Here is an 8860-nt window from a genome sequence, read left to right on the forward strand (position 1 = left end):
TTCCTTGGTTTTTTGCTTGCTAGAAAAAGGGATTAAAAGTCTTTTCGTGAGCGATAGTCGTAGCTGGACCATGCCCAGGATAGACATCGTAGTTAGGAAGAGTAAAGAGTTGCGTCTGAATGCTATGGAGGAGTTGTTCCGTGCTACCTGTAGGAAGGTCGGTCCGTCCGATGGTTTCTCGGAATAGAGCATCTCCCGTCAAGACTAGATGAGCATCAGGAAAGACCAGGGAAACGCCGCCAATAGAGTGCCCTGGGGTCGGTAGAACTGTAAAACGAAATTCCTCAAGCTGGTATTCCTCATGAAAGGTAAAGGTGTGTTCTGCTGGTTTTGCGACCACGTCTGCCATATCATCGTGACGAGGGAGACCAGAGAGATTATCGACTGGAGTGTAAAGCCAGCTAGCTTCGCTCTCTGCTACATAAACTGAAGGATTTCCAAAAGTTTCACGAACCAAGTCCAGACTCATAATATGGTCGTAGTGGGTGTGGGTCAGGAGAATCGCACAGACGGGTTTGTTGATTTTCTCAATAGTCTTGCGAATAGCTTCCCAATGGCTACCTGGGTCAACCACAATCAGGTGTTGGTCCCCTTCCAGATAATAAGTGTTTTCATAGGCAATGGGATTCACGGTTTTATGGATTTTCATACTGGCTCCAATCTCAAAGAATGTACTAAACTAAGTATAGCACAGAAGAGGGAAATAAAGTGAAAAGAAAGTCCCTCTTTTGTGTTAGAGGGACAATGATCTTATTTAAACTTGAAACCTTCGTAAATGAGTTTTGCTTTGGGATTCTTTTTCTTGATTTGCTTGGCAAGGGTCTTCATCATAGGAAGAGGTCCACACATATAGACTGTAGTCTGGTCAGGGATTTCTTCTTGATCCAAAGTCAGGTATCCTTTTTCATTGCCATAGACTAGCTGCAGGTCAAAGTTAGCATTTTGACGGGCGTAGTCACGAAGTAAATCTAAGTAGACAGCATTTTCCTCCCCACGGAAACTATAGTAGAAACGAACGTTCCTGTCTAGGATAGGATGCTCCCGGATATAAGAGATGAAAGGTGTCATTCCAATTCCACCTGCGATCCAGATTTGCTGTTTTGGACCATGTTCCATAGTCATATGCCCATAGGCGCGATCAACTGCAACCTTGCTACCAACTTGAAGATTGTCATAGATATTCTTGGTGTGGTCACCGGAGTTTTTTATCGTAAAATAAAGAGTTCGTCCTTGTCCTCCAGAGATGGAGAAAGGGTGTGGAGCAGTCTCAAAACCTTTTTGGAAAATTTTTAGAAAGGCAAATTGTCCATATTCGTAGGTGAAAGGATGACTGAGCTCTATTTCAATTTCAGTCGTATCGTGGTTGAGTCGTTTGATTCCTACGATTTTTCCAAGATAGGTGAAACCGACCTTTTGATAAAGGAAAATAATATAAAAACCTGCAAGCAAGCCTAAAAGAGCATAGATTCCAAAGATAAAACCTAGGAAACTAAAGGAGAGGAGACGATTTCCCATGATCATCAAAACATGAAAAAGGCCAAAGATATAGGCTAGATAAACCAATCGATGAATCCATCTCCATGCTTCATACTGGATATATTGTCCCAGATAGGCAACCAGAATGATGCTGATAAAGATATAGATAGCAATATTTCCAAACTGGGCGGCCAAATGCGAACCCCAGAGACCACCCATGCTAAAGTTGTGTAGGGTTAGTAGGAGTATGGATAGAAACGCCGTGAATTTATGAGCTAGATACATCTTTTCAAGTCCGTTAAACCAAGCCTCAAGCAAGGGTAAACGGCTAGCTAGTATAAAAGTAAGTGAGAGGGTAGTGAGAGCTAAACCAGGGATTAGAAACTGATTAGCGCCTGAACTGAGCCAAGCTAGAATAGTCAGAAGCATACTAAGTCCGATAAATAAAATACCTTTTAATGATTTCATAGTAGAATTCCTTTCATGGATTTATCTTATATTAGATGTAATAATATTTGTTACATTTTAACAAAAAAAGAATCTCTAGTCAAGGTTCTAGGCCTCTAAGTCAAATCTTCATGATAATCTATAAATAATGGCTAAGAAATATACTGTTAAATTTATGCACTTCTTATAGAAAATTTTTTGTTATAACAATGTAAGGCTTGGAAAAATTTAACTTCTACAAGACTCTAAAAAATAAATTGATACATTAAAGTGTATTTTATTTAATTATAAGATAAATGGTTCCGGGAATTTACACGCTGTAAACCTACATGAATATTGGTTTTTTAAAGTATTTACCATTAAATTATTTTTGTATTTTTCTAAAATAAAATTATAAAATTTGTTGAAAAAGATAGGAAAAAGTGTTAGTATGAATATGCATATTGAATACGAGGATATAATCCTTTTAGAATAATGAAATTTAAGGACCATTTTTCGAGTAGGGAAGAAATTTCGTTTTTTCTATATTTCAATATCGACATAATAAAAATAGGGAGGTTGTGTATCTTATGAAGAGTAAGCAACAGGGGTTTAGAACGGAGAAATACATTCGATATGGGATTCGAAAGTATAGTTTTGGAGCGGCATCAGTAGCAATTGCGGCCGGTTTGATGATGTTCCTAGGTAATGGTGCGGTATCGGCAGCGGAAGTACAAGGTGCAGATGCAACAGTGGCAACGACAACACCAGTAGCAACAAAGGAGTCTGAGTCAACTATAACGGCGGAGAAATCTGAAGCTAAGGCGTCAGAAAAAGTAGTAGAGACTAAAAAAGTTGATAAGACTGCTCTGACTAAAAAAGTAGTTGAGTTAGAAGCGAAGATTGCATCTGCAAAGAAAGCTGATGCAACAGCGATAGCTACTGCAAATGAAGTATTGACTGCGGCAAAGGCAGTTCTTGCAAACGAAACTGCAAAACAGGCTGATATCGATGCAGAGCATGCTAAAGTTGAAGCTTTGATTACAGTTGTAGTTGAGTCAGACGAAGCTGGGAAACAAGTTGAGGAAACAGCAACAACTACAGCAGTCAAACCAGTGGCGACCACTGCTACAGAAAAAGCAGAAAAAGCAGAAGAAACAAAAGAAACAAAAGAAGCAGAAGAAACTGTCAAACCAGTCCAAGAAGCTAAAAAAGTCTTAGAACAAGTTACCTCTGAAGCTGAGGTAACCAATGTTTTAGCAACTGAAGCAATCCGGAAAAATCAGCTTGAGGCTGAAAACAAAGCGGCAATTGAGGCGGCGATAGCTAATAATAAAGAAGTTATTGCGGAAGCTAAAAAAGTGTTAGTTACGGATAGCGTTACAGCTAGACAAGGCAATGAACAATTGTCACGTTTGAACGAGTCAATTCTTGCAGTATATAATGAACTAAAAAAAGCAGGAATCGGAAAAGATGGAAACTTCGGAGTAGCTTTGGCTGCTCAAGATTTCTATGCTGAAGAGGGTTCTAACACAACTCATGCATCGGAAACAAACGCTGCAAATCATACTGGTAAAGATACCTATACAATTCCAGTACAAGAAATTAAATTAATTACGGGTACTGATGCTACAGGGTTAGAGATAGAAGTCTATTCTAATCAGCGGGTTGGTAATGATACAAATGCTGGAAATGGGATGCATACAGAACAGGGTGGAAAAACTGGTCATAACAACAAAGGACGTGTAGACTATCCATTAACCCCTGATGCCGCTAAAAAATTAGCAGAAGAAGCCCCTCTTTGGAGAAACAAACTTCGTGCGGATGGGTCAAGAATTTCAAACGCTGCGACGTCAATATACTCTGCTAACGGTGGTTATGAATACCTAGCTACAGAAATTTATGGCTATGGGTATGAACAAGGAGTTGACAGAGTTTATATTAAAGGTTTGAAAGATCGTATTGCAGTTACAGAAAAAGCTAAGCAAGCTGGTTGGAGTCTTACCTCTGTAACACCAACTAACCTTGTACCAGGTGTTGCTTATGATGAGGCGACAGATACCATTCAAGGTAAAGTAATTGCTGGTATTGAAAATGGAGTGTATGACTTACGATTCAATATTACTGCAACGAATACAGATGGGCGGACTGTCACCTTCCAAATTCAGAATCTACGTGCTGGTTGGGTAGGTTGGCAAGATAGCACACCTCCTGCAATTCAGTCAGATTCAGCTCGTTATGATAGAACTGTTGGTGATGATGCGAATATCAATCTTCGTTTTCATGATTCTTCGGGAGCTAGTGCGATACCTGGCAATTCAGCAGGAAACTATGACTATACAACTGCTGAAGGCAAAGTAGTTAAAGTTCGTCAAAATTCTTCTAAAGCAGTCACAGGTGTCTCAGGCTACAACACTATAGGAGCAGAATTAGATGATTCTAAAGTGTTGATTCCTGGCACAAACTATACTGTAACAAACAGTACTGCTGAAGAGCAAAAAGCTACTGGAACCAACATGGGTAATGCTGTCATTGGAGGTAAGGTGACAGAGGCAGGTATCTATACCGTTTCAGTATTTGCTAAAGATTATGATAAGTTATCTAATAATACGACATGGAATCAGTCAGGTCAAGAGGCGCACGGTTCTATTACTGTAGTTGTTAAGCCTAAAGTTGAAGTTCAAAACGTTGAAACCTATTCAACAACAGTTCCTGTTAAAATCTCGAAAGGTGCTACAAGTGCTAAGGTTACAATGCCAGATGGAACTGTAACAAACTTGAAAGCCGTTAATGGTAAATGGCTTGTAGATAGTGGTTCAACCAATACAGCGGTTACTGAAAATCAAGAACTAGGTGCTGTAGATTCAAATACCGTCTTTAATATTCCAGTCACGTCAGAGGCAACTGCAAAAGTTGGTGTTGATAATATCAAAGTAGAAGCATCAGCTGAAAATGTTAAGGGAACTTTCTTACGTGATCGAGTTGAATTGAATGGAACTGATGGGCAAAAACACACTGCAGTTTTAAATAGTACATCTGGTCACTGGGAGCTTCCTGCTGACTATGCCGAAGTGAAAACAGCAAATGGAGATGGGACTACAACTTGGACGAAACGCCAAGTATACACTGAAACGAAACTAGATGGCGGTATGAAATTCTTCATTTACGAATATACTCGTCAACTTGATAAAGATGGAAATGTAACAAGTGTAAGTACTCCTGATCGTCCAATGACGGAATATGTTTCTCAAAATACTAACCAAGCTGGCGATGGTATGTCAGTAACTATTACTTTTGACAAACATTCAAACACATGGACATCATCAGATGGAACAGAAGTTACTGCTAAAAAGTTGGGTGATGATTCATGGGAAGTTCATACTAAATCAGGTTTTGGTGGAATCATTAGAGGAACAATCGCAACTAACTCAGATGTTGCGACTGTTGTCAATACGAAACCAATTGCAAGCTCACAAGATTATACTTCTACTAAAGGAACTGCGGTAGATCTTCGTAATGAAGCAAAAGCTGCAGTGACAATCTCTGATGCAGAAGATACTAAGTACGGAAAAACAACTTACATTACTCGTATTACAGTAACATCTCCCTCAGGAGTTCAGAAGGTTTATGACACTAAACAAGATGCAAACAACTATAATCTTGCTAGTGGTTATACACTGAGTGAAGTGGGAGTCTATACAGTAACAGTTGACGTTATTGATAGTAATGGCAATTACACAACAGATGCTACAATAGGTGGAACTGAATCTGGTGTGGATCATGGGGCTGGCTCATCAACCGCTACAACAACTTACCACATCACAGTAACAGACACGATTGAAGGTCATAATGTAACATCCATAGATGTTCAAGGAGCGACTCAAACAGGTACTCCAACCTTTACATCTGTTGGTGATGGCTCACCTGTGGCACCAAGTGCTACTTCACCTGCTAAGTTGGTAGATCCTACCACTGGTAAGTTAGTTGACCAAGTAACAATTGATGGTCAAGGAACATACACAATTAATAATGAAACTGGTGTTGTGACATTTGTTCCGTTGAAAACATTCACAGGTACAGCAACCCCAGTGACTGTATCATTAACAGCAACTCTTGGTCAAGATAAAGATGGAAGACCTATTACCGCTACAGCGACAGCAACTTATACTCCAACTGTTACACCAGTTACTCCAACAGCAACTCCTGCAGAATCAACTGGTATCCAAGGCGCTACTCAAACAGGAACGGTAGCATTCAAAGAAGGACACTCTGTTGCTCCAATCAAGCCGAACTCAGCTGTTCTTCTTGATAAGAATGGTACTCCGGTAGCACCTGGAGCTTCAGTAGATGCTTTGGATGAGAATGGTAACAAAGTAGGGGAATATACAATTGACCCAACTTCAAATACTGTAACATTCAGTCCAACCGATAAGACTTACAAAGGCAAAGTCCAACCTGCAACAGTTCAGGCTGAAGATGAGAATGGTACAAAAGTTAAGACAACTTATACTCCACATATTGTAGGTGTTACTCCAACAGCAGAACCTGCTAAGTCAGTTGATGTCCAAGGAGCAACTCAAGAAAGTACAGTAACATTCAATGGTGGTACGACTACACTGGATGGTAAACAGGTGACTGTAGATATTGACCCAGCTACTTTCACTCTTTTAGATGAAACCGGAACTCCAGCAACATCTGTTCCAGCTAAAGACCCTAGTGGAAATGTTATTGGTACATATACTCTGAAAACAGTTGGTGAACAAGCCGTTGCAGTCTTTACCCCAACTGATAAGACTTATAGTGGTGAAGTTCAACCTGTGCGTGTACAGGCTAAAGATAAAAATGGTATTTCGGTTGAAACAACTTACACACCATTGATTACGCCAGTTACACCAACAGCAACTCCAGCAACTTCTGAAAATATTCAAGGAGCAACACAAACAGGCACTCCTACATTTGTTCAAGGTGATGCAATTGCACCAATTAAACAAGGTTCAGTAAAACTTCTTGATAAAGAAGGAAATGAAGTTCCTGCAGGTCAGACAACTCCAGCTTATGCTGAAGATGGGACTACTGAAATTGGTACATTCTCTATTGATCCAACAACTGGAAAGGTAACCTTTAGTCCAACGGATAAATTGTATTCTGGTAAGGTTACTCCAGCAACTGTGCGAGCAGAAGATGAAAATGGAACTAAAGTGACGACAACTTACACGCCACAAATTATCCCAGTAAATCCTATTGGAGTTCCTGCGACTTCTGAAGATGTTCAAGGTGCAACTCAAACTGGAAAACCAGAATTCCAAGGCGGAACTGCAGTTGTCAATGGAAAAGAAGTTACTGTTGAGATGAATGACACTGTTCCAGCTAAATTGATTGATTCTAAAACTGGAAATGTTGTGGATTCTATCACTATTCCGGGTGAAGGTACTTATACTGTAGCACCGGACGGAACAGTAACCTTTGTTCCTGAAAAAACCTTTACAGGTCAAGCATCAGGTGTTGAAGTTTTACGTGAAGACAAGAATGGAACCCCCGTTACAGCAAGCTACACTCCAGTTGTTAAGGCAGCAATTCCAACAGCTACTGATGCTGTTACAGAAGACATTCAAGGTGCAACTCAAAAAGGAGTGCCTACATTCCTAGGTGGTAGGGTTACTGTTAATGGAGTGGAAAAAATTGTTCCTATTGATGAAACCAAGGGTCTTGAACTTATTGATCCAAAAACAGGAAAACCAACAGATCAACCAATTGTCATTCCAGGCGAAGGAACTTATACTGTAAATAATGGTATGGTAGAATTTAAGCCAGAACCACAATTTACTGGAAAAGGAACAGGTGTAGAAGTTCAACGTTTAGATGAGAATGGAACTCCTGTAAAAGCTAAATACACTCCAGTTGTTAAACCAGCAACTCCAACAAGTTCGGATGTTATTACAACAGATGTTCAGGGTGCAACTCAATCAGGAACACCAACATTTGAAGGTGGAAAAGTCAAAGTTAATGGTATTGAGAAAACTGTTGAAATTGATGAAACAGTCAAACCAACGTTTGATGATGGTACAACAGAGAAGACAATTCCAGGTGAAGGTACATATACTATTGATGAAACTGGAAAAGTAACCTTTACTCCCGAGAAGACATTTACAGGTCAAGCAACAGGTGTGACTGTTAAGCGTGTTGATAAGAATGGAACTCCAATTACAGCTAAGTATACCCCAGTTGTTATCCCAGTTACACCTACTTCAAAAGATTCTGAATCAGAAGGTCCGAAAGGACAACCTCAATCAGGAACACCAACATTTGAAGGCGGAAAAGTAACAATCAATGGTAAAGAAATTCCGGTGGAAATTGATGAAACAGTTAAGCCGACCTTTGACGATGGTACAACAGAGAAGAAGGTACCAGGTGAGGGTACATATACTATTGATGAAGCTGGAAAAGTTACTTTCACACCAGAGCCAGAATTTGTAGGTCGAGCAACTGGAGTAACAGTTAAACGTGTTGATAAGAATGGAACCCCAATTACAGCTAAATACATCCCTACTGTACGTCCGAATACTTCATTTGTTGATACTAAAGGAAATATCCTAGCACCAAGTGAAGATGGTTCGCAACCTAAGAAAGATATCCCAGGATACCGCTTCGTAGAGACTAAGAAACTTCCAAATGGCGACACAGAACATGTCTACGAAAAAGTTAAGACCAGTCATAAGGATAAGGAAGGCAATGAAATTCCAGGACATCCAACCGAAGACGGTGAACAACCGAAGAAAGATATTCCAGGTTACCGCTTCGTAGAGACTAAGAAACTTCCAAACGGTGACACAGAACACGTTTATGAGAAGGTTAAGACTAGCCACAAGGATAAGGAAGGGAATGACATTCCAGGTTATCCAACCGAAGATGGTGAACAACCTAAGAAGGATATTCCAGGCTACCGCTTCGTAGAGACTAA

At 40.0% G+C, this 8860-nt stretch carries 3 protein-coding genes; 1 reads left to right on the forward strand and 2 read right to left on the reverse strand.

Translation table 11 applies throughout. The features are described from left to right. Window positions 1-19: 19 nt before the first annotated feature. The gene (locus tag HMPREF2991_RS07545; protein WP_070683783.1) at window positions 20-649 is read right to left on the reverse strand and encodes an MBL fold metallo-hydrolase; all 630 of its coding nucleotides are present in this window, start codon (window positions 647-649) and stop codon (window positions 20-22) included. Between the two features lie 101 nt (window positions 650-750). Continuing rightward, window positions 751-1944 (reverse strand): ferredoxin reductase family protein, encoded by a 1194-nt coding sequence (locus HMPREF2991_RS07550; protein ID WP_070683785.1) that lies wholly within the window; start codon window positions 1942-1944, stop codon window positions 751-753. Between the two features lie 548 nt (window positions 1945-2492). Between HMPREF2991_RS07550 and HMPREF2991_RS10740 the strand changes: the two genes are divergently transcribed. Beyond that, window positions 2493-8860: YSIRK-type signal peptide-containing protein (locus HMPREF2991_RS10740; protein ID WP_083312777.1), on the forward strand; the 6368-nt coding region annotated here is incomplete at its 3' end.

The organism is Streptococcus sp. HMSC072D07, assembly GCF_001814835.1.
GTDB lineage: Bacteria > Bacillota > Bacilli > Lactobacillales > Streptococcaceae > Streptococcus.

Bases quoted from the DNA above. Each gene is read 5' to 3' on its own strand.
- HMPREF2991_RS07545 (WP_070683783.1), bottom strand. From the start codon at position 649: ATGAAAATCCATAAAACCGTGAATCCCATTGCCTATGAAAACACTTAT.
- HMPREF2991_RS07550 (WP_070683785.1), bottom strand. From the start codon at position 1,944: ATGAAATCATTAAAAGGTATTTTATTTATCGGACTTAGTATGCTTCTG.